Annotated in this window: 19 protein-coding genes, 2 pseudogenes and 1 other annotated feature; of the genes and pseudogenes, 12 read left to right on the top strand and 9 right to left on the bottom strand. The window is 68.7% G+C overall.

Annotated elements, in window-relative coordinates:
• Positions 1–42 precede the first annotated feature (42 nt).
• Together V1260_RS14685 and V1260_RS14680 are read left to right on the top strand one after the other, a co-directional pair.
• On the top strand, positions 43–621 hold the full coding sequence (locus tag V1260_RS14685) for a 1-acyl-sn-glycerol-3-phosphate acyltransferase (RefSeq protein WP_329747564.1): 579 nt from the start codon (positions 43–45) through the stop codon (positions 619–621).
• Entirely contained in the window at positions 614–1,633 is a 1,020-nt protein-coding gene (locus V1260_RS14680; protein ID WP_329747563.1) for an LLM class flavin-dependent oxidoreductase, read from the top strand. Before V1260_RS14685 ends, V1260_RS14680 begins: the two co-directional genes overlap by 8 nt.
• Positions 1,634–1,659: 26 nt before the next feature.
• Here the strand turns inward: V1260_RS14680 and V1260_RS14675 are convergent.
• Positions 1,660–1,926 (bottom strand): annotated as a pseudogene (locus tag V1260_RS14675) (VOC family protein); the annotation flags it as partial.
• Between the two features lie 147 nt (positions 1,927–2,073).
• Here V1260_RS14675 and arfB point away from each other — a divergent pair.
• Together arfB and V1260_RS14665 are read left to right on the top strand one after the other, a co-directional pair.
• Positions 2,074–2,496 carry an alternative ribosome rescue aminoacyl-tRNA hydrolase ArfB gene (gene arfB / locus V1260_RS14670; RefSeq protein ID WP_329747562.1) on the top strand — a complete coding sequence of 141 codons (423 nt, stop codon included), beginning with the start codon at positions 2,074–2,076 and terminating at the stop codon, positions 2,494–2,496.
• Between the two features lie 29 nt (positions 2,497–2,525).
• Positions 2,526–3,008 carry a phage tail protein gene (locus V1260_RS14665; RefSeq protein ID WP_329747561.1) on the top strand — a complete coding sequence of 161 codons (483 nt, stop codon included), beginning with the start codon at positions 2,526–2,528 and terminating at the stop codon, positions 3,006–3,008.
• A 163-nt stretch (positions 3,009–3,171) separates the two neighbouring features.
• Here V1260_RS14665 and V1260_RS14660 read toward each other — a convergent pair whose 3' ends face one another.
• The 3 genes from V1260_RS14660 to V1260_RS14650 all read right to left on the bottom strand — a co-directional run bounded on the left by V1260_RS14660 (position 3,172) and on the right by V1260_RS14650 (position 5,807).
• Positions 3,172–4,206, bottom strand: a complete 1,035-nt coding sequence (locus V1260_RS14660; RefSeq protein WP_329747560.1) for an arsenic resistance protein — start codon at positions 4,204–4,206, stop codon at positions 3,172–3,174.
• Between the two features lie 11 nt (positions 4,207–4,217).
• A complete protein-coding gene (locus V1260_RS14655) occupies positions 4,218–4,403 on the bottom strand; it encodes a hypothetical protein (protein ID WP_329747559.1) in 186 nt (61 codons plus the stop codon).
• A gap of 108 nt (positions 4,404–4,511) precedes the next feature.
• The gene (locus tag V1260_RS14650; protein WP_329747558.1) at positions 4,512–5,807 is read right to left on the bottom strand and encodes a condensation domain-containing protein; all 1,296 of its coding nucleotides are present in this window, start codon (positions 5,805–5,807) and stop codon (positions 4,512–4,514) included.
• A gap of 47 nt (positions 5,808–5,854) precedes the next feature.
• On the opposite strand from V1260_RS14650, the gene V1260_RS14645 reads away from it, so the two are divergent.
• Positions 5,855–6,715, top strand: coding sequence for an alpha/beta fold hydrolase (locus V1260_RS14645; protein WP_329747557.1), 861 nt, complete (start codon positions 5,855–5,857; stop codon positions 6,713–6,715).
• Here V1260_RS14645 and V1260_RS14640 read toward each other — a convergent pair.
• Complete coding sequence (locus V1260_RS14640) at positions 6,649–7,230, bottom strand: GNAT family N-acetyltransferase (RefSeq protein WP_329747556.1); 582 nt, start codon at positions 7,228–7,230, stop codon at positions 6,649–6,651. The two genes, V1260_RS14645 and V1260_RS14640, sit on opposite strands and share 67 nt — an antisense overlap.
• Before the next feature lie 259 nt (positions 7,231–7,489).
• On the opposite strand from V1260_RS14640, the gene V1260_RS14635 reads away from it, so the two are divergent.
• The 3 genes from V1260_RS14635 to V1260_RS14625 are packed head-to-tail and all read left to right on the top strand — an operon-like array spanning position 7,490 to position 9,531.
• Positions 7,490–8,197, top strand: coding sequence for an MSMEG_4193 family putative phosphomutase (locus V1260_RS14635; RefSeq protein ID WP_329747555.1), 708 nt, complete (start codon positions 7,490–7,492; stop codon positions 8,195–8,197).
• A gap of 9 nt (positions 8,198–8,206) precedes the next feature.
• Positions 8,207–8,764: a DUF3090 domain-containing protein gene (locus V1260_RS14630; protein WP_329747553.1), complete on the top strand. Its 558-nt coding sequence runs from the start codon at positions 8,207–8,209 to the stop codon at positions 8,762–8,764.
• Positions 8,764–9,531, top strand: a complete 768-nt coding sequence (locus V1260_RS14625; protein ID WP_329747552.1) for an SCO1664 family protein — start codon at positions 8,764–8,766, stop codon at positions 9,529–9,531. Before V1260_RS14630 ends, V1260_RS14625 begins: the two co-directional genes overlap by 1 nt.
• Positions 9,532–9,959: 428 nt before the next feature.
• On the opposite strand, the gene V1260_RS14620 is transcribed toward V1260_RS14625, so the two are convergent.
• Positions 9,960–10,520 (bottom strand): AAA family ATPase, encoded by a 561-nt coding sequence (locus V1260_RS14620; RefSeq protein ID WP_329747551.1) that lies wholly within the window; start codon positions 10,518–10,520, stop codon positions 9,960–9,962.
• 178 nt (positions 10,521–10,698) lie between these two features.
• Here V1260_RS14620 and V1260_RS14615 point away from each other — a divergent pair.
• Positions 10,699–11,660, top strand: a pseudogene (locus tag V1260_RS14615) (IS3 family transposase); the annotation flags it as partial.
• A gap of 51 nt (positions 11,661–11,711) precedes the next feature.
• A protein-coding gene (locus V1260_RS14610) for an IS3 family transposase (RefSeq protein ID WP_329747550.1) occupies positions 11,712–12,958 on the top strand; the annotation gives its coding sequence in 2 pieces (ribosomal slippage) (positions 11,712–11,997 and positions 11,997–12,958; 1,248 coding nt in all).
• Positions 11,990–12,118 (top strand) — a sequence feature (AL1L pseudoknot). (Overlaps the previous gene by 129 nt.)
• Positions 12,959–13,010: 52 nt before the next feature.
• Here V1260_RS14610 and V1260_RS14605 read toward each other — a convergent pair.
• Genes V1260_RS14605 through V1260_RS14595 form a run of 3 tightly spaced genes read right to left on the bottom strand, consistent with a single transcriptional unit; the run spans position 13,011 to position 14,072 of the window.
• Positions 13,011–13,490, bottom strand: a complete 480-nt coding sequence (locus V1260_RS14605; RefSeq protein ID WP_226851066.1) for a nucleotidyltransferase domain-containing protein — start codon at positions 13,488–13,490, stop codon at positions 13,011–13,013.
• 11 nt (positions 13,491–13,501) lie between these two features.
• Positions 13,502–13,804 (bottom strand): HigA family addiction module antitoxin, encoded by a 303-nt coding sequence (locus tag V1260_RS14600; RefSeq protein WP_077342947.1) that lies wholly within the window; start codon positions 13,802–13,804, stop codon positions 13,502–13,504.
• Positions 13,791–14,072: a type II toxin-antitoxin system RelE/ParE family toxin gene (locus V1260_RS14595; protein WP_096798691.1), complete on the bottom strand. Its 282-nt coding sequence runs from the start codon at positions 14,070–14,072 to the stop codon at positions 13,791–13,793. The genes V1260_RS14600 and V1260_RS14595 overlap by 14 nt, the downstream gene beginning before the upstream one ends.
• Positions 14,073–14,207: 135 nt before the next feature.
• Between V1260_RS14595 and V1260_RS14590 the strand changes: the two genes are divergently transcribed.
• Both V1260_RS14590 and V1260_RS14585 read left to right on the top strand, forming a co-directional pair.
• A complete protein-coding gene (locus V1260_RS14590) occupies positions 14,208–14,936 on the top strand; it encodes a 3-keto-5-aminohexanoate cleavage protein (RefSeq protein WP_329747549.1) in 729 nt (242 codons plus the stop codon).
• Between the two features lie 149 nt (positions 14,937–15,085).
• On the top strand, positions 15,086–17,248 hold the full coding sequence (locus tag V1260_RS14585) for a KAP family NTPase (RefSeq protein WP_329747547.1): 2,163 nt from the start codon (positions 15,086–15,088) through the stop codon (positions 17,246–17,248).
• Positions 17,249–17,343: the final 95 nt, after the last annotated feature.

Here is a 17,343-nt window from a genome sequence, read left to right as displayed (position 1 = left end):
CGAGACCCGGCCGTAGCCCGTTCCGTGCCCTACTCTCGGTCCATGATCCGCCAGCTCATCGCGCGCCTGTTCTGGGCGCTCACGCCGTGGACGCTCGTCGTCGAGCGTGTCCCGGACCGGCCCACGATCTTCGTCGGCGCCCCGCACACCTCCAACTGGGACTTCGTGTACATGCTGGCGATCGGCTGGCGGCTGCGGCTCCGGCTGCGCTGGCTCGGCAAGCACACCCTGTTCACCGGTTGGAAGGGTCCGGTCATGCGCGCCCTCGGCGGGATCCCGGTAGACCGCCGCGACCCCGCCCGCGTGGTCGACGAGGTCATCGCCCTGGTGCACAGCGGGAAGGTGTTCGGGCTGGTGATCACCCCGGACGGCACGCGCGGCGCCCACACCCACTGGAAGTCCGGCTTCTACCGCATCGCCCGGGCGACGGGGCTCCCGCTGACGCTGGGGTACATGGACCGCACCACGATGACCAGCGGCCTGGGCCCGACCTTCGAGGTCACCGGCGACGTCCGCGCGGACATGGACCGCATCCGCGCCTTCTTCGCCGACAAATCCGGCTACCACCCCGAGCTGCGCGTCGAGCCGCGGCTGCGGGAGGAGGATGATTCGAATGCCTGATCGCTCCCGCCCGCTGCGCCGTCTCGGGTTCCTCACCATCGGCCTGTTCGATCCCGCCGATCCCGGCCCGGGGCATGAGGCGACGCTGTCGCTGATCGAGCTCGGCGAGGAGCTGGGTCTGGACAGCGCGTGGCTGCGTCACCGCCACCTGCAGTTCGGAATCTCCTCCCCGATCGCGGTGATGGCCGCGGCGAGCCAGCGCACCTCCCGCATCGAGCTCGGCACCGCGGTGACCCCGCTGGGCTGGGAGAACCCGCTGCGCCTGGCCGAGGACCTCGCGACCGTCGACGTCCTCGCGGGCGGACGGATCAACCCCGGCGTCAGCGTGGGCACCCCGATGCAGTACGAGACCGTCCGCGACGCCCTCTACCCGGACACCGCCGAGGTCGAGGACTTCTCGAAGGCGCGCGTGGAGCGCCTCGCACGGCTCCTCGCCGGCGAGCGGGTGCGCGACCTCGAGGGGAAGCAGGGCGTGGTCGAGGAGTACTCGGCGCGGGTCGAGCCCCACTCCCCCGGGCTGCGCGAGCGGCTCTGGTACGGCGCCGGCTCCCTCGAGTCCGCGGTGTGGGCCGGGGAGCACGGGCTGCACCTGCTCTCCTCGAGCGTGATCTTCCCCGGCCCAAGTGAGGAGCCGGACTTCGCCGCGGTCCAGGCCGCGCAGATCCGCGCCTTCCGCGCCGCGGGCGGGACCCGCGCCTCCCAGGGCCTCGTCGTGATCCCGACCGACTCGGCGAGCGCGGCGCAGGAGCAGCGCTATCGCGCCTACGTCGCCGAGCGCCTCCCCCGCACGCGTGCCCCGCAGGGACCGCGCGGGATGCTGTTCGCCCCGGATCTGGTGGGCACGAGCGCGGAGATCGCCGAGCAGCTGTGGGCCCATGCGGGCTTCCGCGAGGTCGACGAGGTCGCCTTCGCGCTCCCCTTCAGCTTCGCGCCCGAGGACTACGCGGGGATCCTCACCGACATCGCCACCCGGCTCGGACCCGCGCTCGGCTGGTCGCCCGCACGGGTCTGAGCCGCGCGGGGTCCGGGGCGCCACGGTCAGGACTGTCCGGCTCCGGCCCCGCCCAGCTCCTCGGCGAGCATGACCAGGATCCCGCTGGGCCCGCGCAGATAGGTCAGGCGGTAGACGTCGCCGTAGGTGGCCACGCCCCGCAGCGGATGGCAGCCGTGCCGCGCCGCGATCGCGGGCGCCGCGTCGAGGTCGTCGACGCGGAGGGCGACGCGGTGCATGCCGATCTCGTGCGGGAGGGTCGGGGGCGTCTCAAGCGCCTCGGGGTGCAGGTACTCGAAGAGCCCGAGGTTGCCGCAAGCGCCTGAGCGGCGCACGCTCCCTGGCCCCTGACGCGAGCGCTGGCGCACGGAGGTCGACACTGTCGGCTCACGAGCCAGAATGGGTCCCGACATGGCTCACTGGTCGACACTGTCGACCTCGCCGGGAAGGAGGGTGACGCGATGGCGGATCTGCGCGTCCCGCCCGGACCGGGCGCGCCCCAGGGGATCGTGATCCCCGAGGCGGAGCTCGTCGAGCGCTTCACCCACGCGTCCGGCCCCGGCGGTCAGGGCGTCAACACCGCGGACTCGCGGGTGCAGCTCAGCTGGGATCTCTCGGCGAGCGCGGCGCTCACGCCGACCCAGCGGGAGCGGGCCGTCGGCGCCCTCGGCGAGGTCCTGCGGATCGAGGCGTCCGAGCGCCGCTCGCAGCACCGCAACCGGGCCGCCGCCCGGGAGCGCCTCGCCGCACGTCTGCGCGAGGCGCTCGCCCCGCCGGTGCCGCGTCGGCCGACGACGCGCACGCGCGGCTCGCAGCGGCGCCGGCTCGAGGCGAAGACGCAGCGCGGGGCGACCAAGCAGCTGCGCCGTCGGCCGGAGATGTAGGAGCGGCCCCGCGGGTCTACTCTCGACCCGTGCCTGCACAGCCCATCTCCTTCACCGAGGTCTCCACCGCGGGCCTCGAGTCCTCCCCCGTCGCCGACACCCTCGCCGGTCTGCGCGCGAACGAGGCGCGGTACTTCTCGACCAAGTACTCGCACACGTTCACGACGACGCCCGCGGCGGAGGCGCCCGAGACCCTCGTCTGGGTCGAGGAGATCCTGCGCTCCGAGCGCGAGATCCAGCCCAGCTCACCCGCGCTCGAGGTGAGCATCACCGAGGTCGACGGCATCTTCTGGGTGCATGTCTTCTACGAGTCCGGGCTCGCGCTGAACGTGCTGTGGACGCGGGATGACGGCGGCAAGCGGGCCGTCGGCTTCAAGCTCTCCGAGGGCATGGACGTCCCGCCCGAGCTCGCCACCTTCAAGTTCGCGCGGCAGAAGTCCAAGCTCGCGGGAGAGATCCGCGGCTCCTATTTCGTCATAAAGGCCGAGCACCCGCTGCCCAGCGGCCTCTGATCCGGCACGCCCGGGCGCGCAGGACGGGCGCTCCGCGGGCCGGCAGTGCGCAGTTGAGGATCTCCGCATCGCTCGCGTGCAGGGCGGCGAGCCGCCCTCGGCAGAGGTCGAGGTCTCGTCGGCGTTCTCGACGGACGGAGTCTCCGACGGAGCACCTCCCCGGTCACCCCTCCGCCGCGGCACCGGGGCCGGAGGGCTCCTCGTTCGAGGACCGGGCGCCGATCGATGCGCCCTCTCGAGCATCCGGCACGAACCGGGGCAGCAGGCGGACCAGCACCACCAGGATCACCAGCTCGACGAGCGTCTGCGTGACCACGGCGAGCGGGGCGAGGTCGTATGCGGCGGGCAGGGCGAGGGCGAGCGGGAGGACCACGAGCGAGTTCCGGGTGACTCCGCTGAGCACGAGCGCGCGCCGGCCGGGGACGTCGAGGCGGGCGAGCCGGCCCGCGAGGAGGCCGAAAGCCCCCATCACCGCCGCGAACAGGACGTACACCGGCACCGTGCGCAGCAGGTCGCCGAGGCGGTCGCCGACGCCGGCGATCTGGGAGGCGACGACCACGGCGAGGGTCGCCACCATGAGGGGCACCATCGCATCCTGCATGCCGCGGCCCACCCGACGGGCGAGCCGGCTCCGCGCGGAGGCCCGCCGGGTGAGCGCCGCCGCGAGGAGAGGCAGCACGATCAGAAGCCCGAAGGCCTCGAGGAAGGGCGCGAGATCGATCGCGCGGGCGACCTCCCCTCCCGCGAGCAGCCACAGGACGGCAGGAAGGAGCAGCATCTGGCCGAGCATCAGCAGCGGCGAGGCGGCGACGAGCCGTTCCGCATCGCCGCCCGCGAGCCCGGTGAAGACGATGACGTAGTCGATGCACGGGGTCAGCAGCACCAGCAGCACGCCGATCAGCAGCGCCCGGTCGTCGGCGACCAGGCGCGAGAGCGGCCAGACGACCAGGGGCACGAGCACGAAGTTCGTCAGCAGCAGGGTCCCGAGGAAGCGGCGGTCGCGCAGCGCCCCGCCGATCCGCTCGAGCGGCAGTCCGAGGAAGGTGGCGTAGAGCAGGAGCGCCAGCACCCCGGTGACGGCGCGCTCCGCCCCGGGCGCGGCCGCGGGGGCGGCGAGGCCGACGACGGCGCCGAGCGCCAGTCCCGCGAGGTAGAGCGGGATCTGGTGGCGCTCCATCCGCTCGACGATCGCGCGCATGCCGCTCCTCCTCAGGGCCGGCGGAGGTCGCTCGCCTCCTCCAGCGCCTCGAATCCTGCCGCACGATAGGTCGCGACCGCCGCCGCGTTCGCCGAGGGTGTGGCGACGATCGCGCTGTCCTCGTCGCGCACCTCGACCGCGAGCTCGACCGCCTCCCCCGAGTCGACGTGGTTCGGGAAGGCGGGGTGCGCGCTCATCTCCCCAGCCTCGCAGTGCACCGCCGCGAAGAGACGGAGTCCGACGCATCGGCCGGCTCGGCCAGGCGCTCCGGAGGGGAGTCGAACGCGAGGAGGACACGAGGAGGATCAGCCTCCCCGGACGCCCGCTCCACGAATGCGGGCGACGAGGTCGTCCAGCCAGGCACCCACGCTCTGCCGCGCCTCCGGGGTGTCCGGGTACCGGCAACGCAGGTGGATGCCGGAGGTGTCGGTGACGAACCACAGCATCACTCCGTCAGTGCGGATGCCGGCGCTGATGTAGTGGGCGTCCAGGCTCCGGGTGTCGATCGTCACCGGCAGGCGACGCATGTCCAGCCACGACACGGCCAGCATCCCCGCCGACTCGGGCATGCCGCCCCACGGCGTCATGAGCTCGGAGAGCGGATGGGAGCCGAGCCGCAGCGACTCCTTGACCGCGGCGGCGCAGGCCGACGGGTCGGGGTCGCCGGATTCCAGCACCGAGTTCGTGATGAACCAGCCGACGCTGTCGTGCCAGCGCTGCTCGTAGCGGCTGTGCACCGGGAACACGGCTCTCAGCGCCGTGCCCGCGAGCTCCTGGGTGGTGCTCGTCATCGCGGAGACCGTCAGAGCGAGGGTCGAGACCCCCTCCTGCCGCGCCCGCTCGGAGTAGGCCGCCAGCGCGTCGCCGTCGAGCACGTCCCGGACGACCACCCTCTCGGGATGGACCGCCGGATCTCCCAGCGGCAGCGGGAAGCGGGGCATCGCACCGCCGCCCGCGTCGATGACCTCGCGCCAGCGTCGATGCACCTCCTCCGGCGCCGCGGGACGGTCCCGGAGAGCCTCCGTGTGCTCGACGAAGGAGGGCACGGGCGCCGGTGCGGGGCACTCGCCGCGCTGGATCCTGTCGAGGGCGGCCAGGAGGTCCCGGACGATGACCAGCATCGACCACATGTCCACGTGGGAGTGGTCGGCGGCGACCACGAGCGTGGGCCCGTCGGACGTCTCGACCATGCACAGCCGGTGCGAGGGTCGCGAGAGCGGTCGGCAGTGCGCGTCCAGGACGTCCTGCAGCGCGGAGCTCATCGACTGCCCGGGCGCGACCTCGTGCTCGACCCAGGTCCCGGGGCCGTACGTGACCTCGTGCAGCGACGCGGGCGCATCGCCCCGATCGACGAAGACGGTGCGCAAGGTGCCGTGGGCCCGGACCACCACCGTCCACGCGGCGGCGAGCTCGTCACGATCGAGAGGGCCGGGCAGCCGGAAGGCGAGAGCCATCCAGGACCCGGGCCGGTCCCCGAGCTGAACGTGCCGTGCCTGGTCGAAGGAGATCGGCAACGACCGTCCGGGCGCTGACGCCTCGAGCTCGATCCCGAGCAGTGGCCCGAACGGCAGCCGCAGGTGGGAGACGTGCGTGAGCCGCATGGCGCTACTATAGGCGTGACCAGCGCAGATGCAGAGGCGGCGATCACATGCACAGGATCGAGGTCCCCGGAGCGCAGATCGCCTGGGCGTTCAGCGACGAGTCCGGCCCGCCCGTGGTCCAGCTTCACGGGCTCACCTCGAGCCGCTCCCGCGATCGACTGCTGGATCTCGATCTCGGGCGCGGGCTCTCCGACACGCGGCTGCTGCGCTACGACGCGCGCGGGCACGGGCACTCCACCGGCCGTCCGGTCCCGGAGGACTATCTGTGGCCCACCCTCGCCGATGACCTGCTGCACCTGCTCGAGGTGTGGTTCCCCGGCGAACAGGTGCACGGCGTGGGCCCCTCGATGGGCGCGGGCACGCTGCTGCACGCTGCAGTACTGGAGCCCGACCGCTTCAGCGGGTTCACCCTGCTGCTCCCACCGACAGCCTGGGCGACGAGAGCGGCGCGGGCCGAGGAGTACCGCAGGGCTGCGACGCTCCTCGAGGCGCACGGCATCGAGCGCATGCTCGCGGCCGACGCCGCGGCCCCGGGCCCGCCGGCGGCAGCAGGCCGCCCCGACACGGTGCCTCACGTCGCGGCGGACCTCCTGCCCGCCGTCTATCGCGGTGCGGCGCTCAGCGACCTCCCGACGCCGGAGCAGATCGCGCGCCTCACGCAGCCGACCACGGTGCTCGCCTGGATCGACGACCCGGGTCACCCGATCTCGACCGCCGAGGCGCTGGTCTCGCTCATGCCGAACGCCGCGCTGCAGGTCGCCTCGACACCCGACGAGGTGCGACGGTGGCCGGACGTGCTCGCCGCCGACATCGCACGGTCGCCCCTCTCCGCCTGGTGCGCTCACAGACCGATGAGCAGGGGCAGGGTGTCGAACTCGGGTGCCGGATCCGCCCGCAGCCGGCCGTAGGTCTCGACGTCGATGCGCTGCCCGTCGATGAGGAACTTGCCGCGCTCGGTCCCCTCCCGGACGAACCCGGCCCCCCTCGCGACGGCGCCGGAGGCCGGGTTGTTGGCGCGATGCCCGAGCTCGAGCCGCTCGAGGCCGCGCTCGGTGAGCGCCCATTCCGCGACGGTCGCGGCCGCACGGCGGGTGAGGCCGCGTCCTCGCGCGCGGCGCGTCATCCAGTACCAGAACCAGCCGCTGCGGTTCTCCTCGTCGACCGTGACGCCGATGAGCCCGATCAGCTCGTCGGCCTCGACGATCGCCCAGGCCTCGTGCGACGAGTCCGGATCCAGCAGGCGCGCGACGTACCGCTCGGCCCCCTCCACAGTGGTCACGTCGCCTTGGCGGGCCATGTCGGCTGCTGAAGCGAAGGCCGCGAGCACCGCCGCGTAGTCCGACGGGCGGAGCCGTCGCAGCGCCACGGACTCCCCACCGAGGGTGTCGCCGTCAGTCGGCCCGATCCCGGCACGGTCAGCCATCGTGCTCCGTCTCCTCGAGTACTCCCCCGATCACCGGGGTGGACGGCTTCAGCGTACGAGAGCGTGCCGGCGATTCTGCTGGGTGGGGACCGGAGGAACTCGCCGAAGGTCACGTCGATCCGGCGGGCAGCGATCGGCGTCACCAACCGCGTCGGCAGCACCCATGACTGGAAGCGCCGCTCGGAGCGGCTCGTCCGCGCCAGTGGCCACCCCTTCACCATCGTCCGCCCGAGCTCGTCCGCGTCGCTAGGCTGGACTGATGGCGACGGTTCTCCTCGTGCGGCACGGCCGCACCACGGCTAATGCCACGGGACTGCTGGCGGGTCGGACCGCGGGCGTCCACCTCGACGATGTGGGCCGGGACCAGGCAGCGCGCACAGCGGACAGGATCGCGGCGGTGCCCGTGGCCGCCGTGGTGTCGAGCCCACTGGACCGCTGCCGCGAGACCGCACGGGCCATCCTCGAACGACAGGCGGTCGCACCGACCGAGTCGATCGAGGACGAGCTCACGGAGTGCGATTACGGGCAGTGGCAGGGCCGCAGGCTCCAGGACCTCGCCGCCGAGGCGCTGTGGTCGACGGTGCAGTCGCAGCCCTCCGCCGTCACCTTCCCCGGCGGCGAATCCATGGCGGGGATGCAGGCCCGGGCGGTCGCAGCGATCCGGCGCCACGACAACGCGGTCGAGGCCGAGCACGGTCCGGGCGCGGTGTGGGCGGCGGTGAGCCACGGCGACGTCATCAAGTCGGTCCTGGCCGATGCGCTCGGCATGCACCTGGACATGTTCCAGCGGATCGAGGTCGGGCCCGCCTCGGTGTCGATCGTGTCCTACGGCGCGGGCAGGCCGCGGGTCCTCGCGACCAACACCGACGCAGGCGACCTGTCCTGGCTCGCCAGGAGCGTCCCCTCCGGCGATGCCCCGGTGGGCGGCGGCGCAGGCGACTCCGCACCCGACAGCCCGGACGCCTAGGATCAGGACATGACCGACGTGCCCGCACATGTTCACGAGTTCGACTGGCCGGACCGGGTCGTCATCGGGACGGTCGGACTCCCCGGGTCCCGGACGTTCTACCTCCAGGCGCGCACCGGGCGGCGGATCGTGAGCATCACCCTCGAGAAGGAGCAGTCCGCCCTGCTCGCGGAGAAAATCGACGAGATCCTCGACCGGCTCCGCGAGGTCGAGGGCAATCGCTACAGCGTGCCCACCAGCACTCCCGTCGAGCTCGTCGACAACGATCCGCTCGACACCGTCGAGGAGCAGTTCCGCGCCGGCACCCTCGGCATCGGCTGGGACCCCACCACCGCCCAGATCATCCTCGAGGCGCATCCGCTCCCCGCTGATCTCGACGAGGCCGAGGAGTTCGACGCGGCCGCGTCGGTGAATTCGGAGATGCTGCGGGTGAAGATGCCGGTCGGGACCGCGCGGGCGTTCACCCAGCGCACCCGCGAGGTTGTCGACGCCGGGCGTCCCCTGTGCACGCTCTGCGGCCATCCCATCGACCCCGACGGCCACACCTGCATCATCCCCGAGTCCTGATGACCGCGCCGGACCTGGTGGCCGACGATCTGGTGCTCACCGGTCGCCTCACGACGGCGTCGAACGCGACGTTCCTGGCCGCCATCGGCGACGCGGTCGTCGTCTACAAGCCCGTGGCGGGCGAGGCCCCGCTCTGGGACTTCCCGGGCGCCACCCTGGCCCGTCGAGAGGTCGCCGCCCACCTGGTCTCCGAGACCCTCGGCTGGGACATCGTGCCGCGCACCTGGCTGCGCGACGGCCCGTTCGGCGAGGGGATGGTGCAGCTGTGGCAGGAGCCGGATCCCGACCAGGACGCCGTGGACCTGGTGCCGTCGGACCAGGTGCCCGCGACGGGCTGGCGGGCCGTGCTCGAGGGCGAGGACCAGGCCGGGCGGGCGATCGCCCTCGTCCACGAGGACACGCCCTCGCTGCGCCGCATGGCGGTGTTCGACGCGCTCGTCAACAACGCCGACCGCAAGGGCGACCACGTCCTCGCCATGGCGGGCGGGCACCGCTTCGGCGTCGACCACGGGCTCACCTTCCATCACGAGGACAAGCTGCGCACCGTCCTGTGGGGATGGATGGGCGAGGCGTTGACCGCCGAGGAGCTGGGCGGCATCGGCCGCATCGCCGACGCTCTGGACGGCGAGCTCGGCCGAGACCTCGCGGAGCTGCTCAGCGCTGAGGAGCTCGAAGCGCTCGCCGCGCGCTGCGCCCGGCTGCGGGCCGACGGGTGCTTTCCGGCCCCGGGCGGCGACATGCCCGCGGTGCCGTGGCCGCTGTTCTGAGCGGGCCCGACGGTCGTCGTGCTCCCGGCGATGCGCTCGACGCTCCGAGATCCCGTCGTGGCCCGGGGAAGCAGGGGCTCCATCAGCGCCACGCTCGCCGCGCGGGCGGACGTCACGATCCTCGACGCGCTGCCCGAGGACCAGAGGGACTCCCCGAAGGTCGCCTCGATCCGTCGGGCGGCGCTGAAGCACCAGCGCGCCAGAGCCTGAGCGCTCCGCGCTCCCCGATCAGCCCCGTCGCCCGAGCGCGGCGCCGCCGACGGCGCGCAGCTCCGCGGCCGGCCTCATGAGGTAGACGTCGATCGCGTCCTCGCTCACGAGGGCGAAGCCGTGCCGCTCGTACAGGCGGCGAGCGCGATCCGTGCTGGTCGGCGACGCGAGTCGCCCCCCGCGTCACCGCAACGAGGGAGGTCGCGGTCGACTCCGCGTCACCGCCAGCCGAGCCGCGCGACGAGAAGACTTGCGACCTCGTCGGCCGTCCGGTCGCCGGTGTCGACCTCCACGACGGCGTCGGTCCACGCGGCGTAGTCGGAGCGTCGGCGCTGCACGTCCTCCCACGTCGGCTCGCCCACGTGCTCGAGGCCCCGGTCCCTGCCCCGGAGCCTCCGTCGGTGCTCGGTCGCGTCCGAGAGCACGAGGTGCACGAACGAGATCTCGGCACCGGTCCGTGCAGCGGCGGCACGCCAGGTCTGCCGAGCCTCGTCGCTGTCGTTCACCGCGTCGACGACGATGTGGTGGCCGAGCCGAAGATTCAGCTCGGCCATCGCCCGCACCGCCTCGTAGGCCGCGACGCCGACCTCCCACCCCCGCGGCAGACCGCAGGCGAGGATCGAGTCCTCGACCGCGTCGAGGGAGAGGTGGACCGAGGCCGTCCGCGCCGCGAGGATCCCGGCGACGCTCGTCTTGCCGACACCCGGGAGACCGGCGAGCACGACGAGGCGGCCGCTCGGTGGAACCCGGGGATCTGCACTCTCCTCTGCGGAACTCACCCGGTGAAGCGTACGCCGACCGACGCGAAACGGCGCCAGAGCCTACAGGGCAAGTCCCACCGACGTCTCTTCGGAAGAGGGAGGGACTGCCGCACGGATCGGTGACACATTGACCTGACCTATGGCTCGGTTTCCAGTTGACGTCGCTAGTCGATGGTCTTCATGGAAGGCTCTTCGCATGCCCCGCCCGTACCCTCCCGAGTTCCGTGCCCGTGCCATCGCTCTGGTCCGCGAGGGACGCCAGGTCAAGCAGACGGCACTGGACCTGGGCATCCACGCGGTCACCCTCCACAACTGGCTGCGACAGGACGATATCGACCACGGCCGCCGGCCGGGACGAAGCAGTCAGGAATCTGCCGAGCTCCGCGCGGCGCGCGGCCGTGTCCGGCAGCTCGAGCAGGAGATCGCGATCCTTCGCCGGGCCGCGACGTGGCTCGACGAGGAGGGAGGAGTCACCCCAAAAGGGCGCACCCGGTGATCGACCGACTCGTCGACGCCGGAGCCCCCGCAAGCACCTGCTGCCGCCTATTGGGCGTTTCCCGTCAGGGCTACTACCGGTATCGGAAGCGCCCGACCAGTGCCACTGAGCTGCGCCGCCGCTGGCTGACCGGCCTGATCCGGGAGATCCACGTCGCCTCCCGCGGCACCTACGGCTACCGCCGCATCCACGCCGAGCTCACCATCGGAATGAACATTTCGTGCTCCAGCCGGCTCATCTCCGTCCTCATGACTCGCGCCGGAATCGGTGGCCTTCCAGGCCCAGCCAGAATCAAGCGACTTAAGGGGGTCGCCACAGCGGAAGACCTGGTCAACCGCAAGTTCCACCGTCTCGTGCTGAACGAGCTGTGGGTCACGGACATCACCGAGCATCCCACCCGGGAGGGCAAGATCTACTGCGCCGCCGTGCTGGATGCTTGCAGCCGCAAGATCATCGGCTGGGCTATCGACTCCAAACAGGACTCCACCCTGGTCGTGAACGCTCTGGACATGGCAATCCGTGCACGTCAGCCTGGGCCCGGAGGGATCGTTCATGCGGATCATGGAGTCCAGTTCACCTCCTGGGTCTTCACTCAGAAGATCCGTTCAGCGGGACTGCTGCCGTCGTTCGGGACCGTCGGCGATGGCCTCGATAATGCGATTGAATCGCCCCGGGTCTGGTGGAGGCTCTGAATCCACGGGAGGATGAGGAGCATGGCAGCACCGAGGAAGTACCCCGACGAGCTTCGGGAGAGAGCCACGAGGATGGCAGTTCAGTCACGGCGCGATCCATCGACGAGGTCGGGAACGTTTCGCCGTGTGGGCGAGCAGCTCGGGATCAATCCTGAGACTCTGAGGAACTGGGTCGTGCAGGCCGAGGTTGACGAGGGGCACCGTCCCGGGACCACGACCAGCGAGTCCCAGCGCCTGGTCGAGCTGGAGAAGGAAGTGCGTGAGCTGCGCAGGGCGAACTCGATCCTGAGGTCAGCCTCGGCTTTTTTCGCGACGGAGCTCGACCGCCCACAGCGTTGATCGTGGAGTACATCGACCAGTACAGGCATGAGTTCGGCGTCGAGCCGATCTGTCGAACGCTGACCGCAGCGGGCACGCAGATCGCGCCGAGCACGTACTACGCGTTCAAGACCCGCCCACCCTCGAAGCGAGCACTACGCGACGAGGAACTGCTGGTCGAGATCCACCGCGTCCATGCGGTGAACTTCGGCGTCTACGGGGCGAAGAAGGTCCACGCCCAGCTGCGCCGCGAGGGCGTCGTCATCGCGCGTTGCACGGTCGAGCGGCTCATGCGCGGCGCGGGGTTGCGAGGCGTCGGCCGGGCCAAGGGCCCGCGCACTACGATCTCCGGTCGTGGCCCGGATAATCGTCCTGACCTGGTCGAACGTGACTTCACCGCGACCGCTCCGAACCAGTTGTGGGTCGCGGACATCACCTACTGCCGCACCTTCGCCGGCTGGGTGTATGCCGCGTTCGTCATCGATGTGTTCTCCCGCCGCGTGGTCGGCTGGCAGCTGTCGAAGTCGCTGCGGACGGACCTCGCGTTGGACGCGCTCGAGATGGGCATCTGGACCCGCGATCACGCAGGCCAGGCCGTCTCCGGGCTCACGCACCACAGCGATAAGGGCGTTCAGTACGTCGCCATCCGCTACACCGAGCGTCTTGCTGAGGCCGGCGCGGCCGCCTCGGTCGGCTCCACCGGCGACTCGTATGACAATGCCCTGGCCGAGGCCTTCAACTCGCTGTTCAAGGCTGAACTGGTCCGCAACCGCGGGCCCTGGAAGAACATCGACGACCTCGAGATCGCGACCGCGGAATACATCGACTGGTTCAATCACCGGCGACTTCACGGCGAGATCGGCATGATCCCGCCCGTCGAGCTCGAGGACACTTACCATCACAACCACCCCGCACCGGCACCCGCCGACGCGGCACTTGCGAGCCTCTAACAAACCCGGGGCGATTCAGACAACCATCTGCGTCAACTGCCCGCCACGGACCTCAAGAGTGGTCGGCGACCAACCTCCCAAGCACGTCGAGATCGTGGCGGTCCTCCGGCCGGAGGTCGTAACCGAGCCTCAGCGCCATGAGTCGCGCGGCGCACGCGACAACTACCGAGCGATCTCCGATCACTCCGACCGCGCGCTCGCGCGCTCGGTGGACGAACGAGTCTTCACCGAAGCCCTGCTGGACCCCGTCGCCGACACAGTCCACGTCCATCGGATGGATGTCGACCGCCCTGTCGCCGGCGCGCAGCTCAACTCGGATCGGACGCCAGTCCTCCACGATGCTGTATCCGCGACCGAGCAACCATTCCATGAGGGCGTCGACCGTCGTCGAGTCGACGAACACATCCAGATCACCATGCGATCTGGTCTGGGAACCGTGCAGAGCGTCAACGGCCCATCCGCCGTTGACCTGATAGACGACTGATCGCTCCTCGAGCCAGCCAACGACTCGGACTACCTCAGCGGCGTCCATCCCGCTGAAGGTCATGCGGATTGCAGCGGCACGATGGCGTCGATCTGCTCAGCCGCGCGATCCTCTGCGAGGTCGAGGTCGTAGAGCGTCTGCAGGTTCAGCCAGAACTGTGCGGTGGTGCCGAAGAGCTTGCCGAGCCGGAGCGCGGTGTCCGCCGTGATCCCCCGCTTGCCATGCACGATCTCGTTGATCCGCCGAGGCGGGACGCCGATCGACACGGCGAGCTTGTTCTGCGTGATCCCGAAGCCCTCGATGAAGTCCTCCATGAGGACCTCCCCAGGGTGGATCGGGGCAATCTTCTCAGTGGTAGTCAACGATCTCCACCTCCTCCGGTCCTGCGTCGGTCCGCACGAACCAGATCCGCCACTCGTCGTTGATCCTGATGCTGTGCTGCCCGGCGCGGTCGCCCTTCAGCGCTTCGAGCCGGTTGCCCGGCGGGACCCGAAGATCCTCGATGGACTCCGCCGATCCCACCTGACGAAGCTTGCGCAGTGCGACCCGATGGATCCGATGATCGATCGAGCGCACTCGCTCACGACGCCACAATCGTTCGGTGTCCTTGCTCCCGAACGATCTGATCACGAGACCAGGATATAACGACCGGCGTCAATAACGCTAGACGTTAAACCGGAACTCCACCGCATTCCGGCACGGAGGGCCATCTGCGTAGCCGAACAGGACGATCGCCTGTCGGACACCCGTGTCACCATTGCCGACATGATGATGAAGGCGTGTCTGAACGGTGCCCGATTGCCAAGTGCACACCCCACGCTACCGACGACACCGTCTCAACTCGCAGCCGAGGCTGTGGACGTGTGGGCAGCGGGTGCCGACGCAATCCACGTCCACGTCAAAGACGCCGCCGGGTTCGATACGCTCGCGGCACATCCGATGGCGAAGGTGCTGGAAGCCATCCGCACAGCCGCTGACGGCCTTCCGATCGGCGTCACGACAGGTGCATGGGCCGAGTCTGATCCGGCCGAGCGGGTCGCGACCATCCGCAGTTGGGACGCCTTGCCCGACTTCGCATCGGTAAACTGGCACGAGGACGGCGCAGACGACGTCGCGACCGCACTGATGGATCATGGCGTCGGAGTTGAGGCCGGACTGTGGAACTCAGAAGCCGTTGCGAATTGGGCGCGATCACCCATCCGCGATTCATGTCAGCGAGTGCTGATCGAACTCCCTCCAGAGCCCGATCCGACGGTGACGACGCGGCGAGCTGAGGACATGTTCGAAGCTGTGGCAACGGCGAACGACGCCCGGATGCCTGTCCTGCTCCACGGCGAGGGCAGCAGTGCCTGGGCGGCACTCGCAATCGCAGCTCAGCACGGACTCTCGACGCGCATCGGATTCGAAGACACCCTGCAGTTGCCCGACGGCCGAACGGCCCCGAGCAACAAAGCCCTTCTTGAAGCAGCGTGGACGATCGTCAGGACCGAGTGAGCATCCACGAGTTGCACGTCGCAGCACCGATCGCATTGCCCCATACGACTACACGTTAAAGCGAAACTCCACCACGTTCCGTAGCCGAATAACGTCTCAACCAATGCCTAGCTGCACCGCTGATCACGGGTTGCACGTAGGCTCTAAGTGTGAACTCACCTGGGAACGAGCACCATCCGACCGCCGACCAACCTAAGCCCTCGCTTGGCTGGCGAGACGATCCGATCACAACAGCCGACCAGGACACTCTCCAGCGTGCACAGGTAGCCCAACGCATAGCGCGACTGATCGACGAGAACCACTCCCCGGAATCCAGCGTTGTCTATGGACTTGAGGGCCCTTGGGGCTGTGGCAAGTCCTCAGTCATCGCCTTGATCACCACCTTCCTCACGAAATTCGACGAAAACCGATGGCATGTCGTCTCGTTTACGCCTTGGGCGACATCCGGAACTGAGGGATTGCTTTCCGAGTTCTTTTCCGCTCTTGCAACCGTTGCGCCAAAATCGAGTAACAGTAAGGACCTGCGTGGCCTGATCAGTACCTACGCCGACATCGCGCGGCCTTTTGCGGCCTTGATCCCGGTCGCGGGATCGGCAGTTGCCGAGGCGACGCGAAGTCTTGAGACCCGCTTATCGAAACCGTGGAATGTAGCCTTCGAAGAGATCGCGACAGAACTGCGGACCCTCGGAACACCAGTGCTGGTCGTCGTCGACGATATTGACCGTCTCCAACCCGGCGAATTATTCGACCTCCTTAAGGTGGTGCGTCTGCTTGGCCGCTTCCCCGGTGTCGACTTCCTCTTGGCCTACGATGAACAAACCCTCATCGAGACCTTGCAGAATCCAGACCAGTCCAACGCATCGAAGGCTAGGGCTCGGGCGTTCATGGAGAAGATAGTTCAGTATCCACTGAGTATCCCGCCCCTTCTCACGAGCCAGATCGTAAAAATACTGGACGCCGGGCTGACGGAGATTTTGACCCCGGAACGTGTCGAGACAAGCTTCGACAGGAACCGGTTCGGTGACATCATCCTGTCCACCATGCCCTCCCAACTCACTACACCGCGCGCAATTGAGCGATTCCTGGCGCAAGTTCGCGAGCAGTTCAGGAGCCACGATCTCAGTGAGATGAATGATGTGGACCTCATCTTGACCGTTTTCCTCAAGGTTCAGTTTCCCGACGTCTTCGCCCGACTGCAGTCGTGGAAGAGTGAACTAACTCGCTCGTCTCCTTCGATAGCGAGCTTCGGCAGACGTGAGGTAGAGCAGCCGGATTGGGATCAACTCTTTGAAGTCCTCGATCGCAACGAGGATCGTCGAGATGCACGCGCGGTTCTAGCTGTTCTCTTTCCTGCTACTCGCGCCCCAAGCCCTTCCCGCGCTGCGCCCAGACGGTTCGCGCATCCCGACTACTTCGATCGGTACCTCGCGCAAGCTATCCCTGAACACGACGTACCCGACGCCATCGTCAGCCGAGCGATTGAGAAGGCGGCCGTCGGCAACGGCGCCGATCTACATTCGCTACTCTCCGCCGACGACGAATCACGGGTGACCTTGACGCTGAGCAAGATCCGCTCGCTATATCCAGATATCAGAGAGCTGCCGCACCACGAAGGTCCCTCCGGTCCAGTCACACTGGAGTTGTTAACCGTCGGCATGACCCTTGTCAATGACGCCGAAGACAGACTGAGCTCTTTGACTTCCAACTTGGTCCACTTAACACACTGGGCTGCGACGCTGCTCCGTCGCCTTGTCGACGCAAATCCTAAGAGCGAAATTGATTGCGCGTTGATGGCATGCTCCGATATTCACCGTCGCACCCATGTAATTACGACAGCGAACCGCGACGTGGATGCGCTCAATGATGAAACTGCGCAGACTCTGCGTGAAGCGCTGCATCGAGAGGCCGATAGATTGTCGTCGATTTTGCTGAATGATCTCCGCCAGGGTGACGAGTCGAAGGCACAAGCAGGTAACAGTTTCCTCTATGACGTCATCGCCGAGTCGCCGACCCTGGAGAGCTTTCGGGCCGACATTGCGAATGGCTTAGAATCTGACGATTTCTCTCTTGAAGACATTGCAGCGAGGCTCGTCAGTTTCTCTTACATAATCGGAGGCTCCGGACGACCCTCATATGCGTCATTCTCGGGGGCCCTCTTCACGAAGATCACCGGGATAGAAGCACGGTCGGTCGAGAGTAAGGATGTGAGCGATTGTCCTGATACTGGCTGGCTATACCGTCGACAGTTCACCAAGCCGCTAATCTCGCCGCGAGGGGCGGACGCCAAAGAAGCCAGCGGAAGCGACTCGTGACAAGCGGCGTCGTCTGATCCCATGGCTTTCCCCTCCGAGTGCGAGGGGAAAGTTTAGACGGCAAAACGAAAACTGACCGCATTCCGTAGCCGAAT

This window comes from Brachybacterium sp. J144, from assembly GCF_036321705.1.
In the GTDB taxonomy this organism is placed as follows: Bacteria; Actinomycetota; Actinomycetes; order Actinomycetales; family Dermabacteraceae; genus Brachybacterium.
Note: the sequence above shows the minus strand (reverse complement) of the source record. Positions and strands in the feature narration are given on the sequence as shown.